Annotated in this window: 1 pseudogene; it reads left to right on the top strand. The window is 35.1% G+C overall.

The features are described from left to right. Positions 1-89 precede the first annotated feature (89 nt). A pseudogene (locus tag PZE06_RS28965) lies at positions 90-288 on the top strand (hypothetical protein); the annotation flags it as partial.

Below are 288 nucleotides of genomic sequence, written 5' to 3'. Positions count from 1 at the left end.
GTAAAAGCACATTTCATAGAAAACAAGTAACTATGTTAATGACTAAAGAATAGGATGATGTGAACTTACTAAAGTTAGGAGTGTATTTTATGGAACCAAGTCATGTAAATATGTATCATCAAACTCCTTATAATTGGGAAGCTGCTTTATCTTCACATCATCACCAAAATCCTTACTATAATGAAGACGTTGATGAAAGATTGTTTGGCCAATTATTTCCTTCAATAGGGATACCTGGATTTCAACCTCCATTAGCTCTCCTGTTCAAAGTCAAGCAGGAGGACCACC

The sequence above is a fragment of the Robertmurraya sp. DFI.2.37 genome (genome assembly GCF_029211245.1).
Classification (GTDB): domain Bacteria; phylum Bacillota; class Bacilli; order Bacillales; family Cytobacillaceae; genus Robertmurraya; species Robertmurraya methanolica_A.
This window is presented reverse-complemented; position numbering and strand designations above follow the sequence as displayed.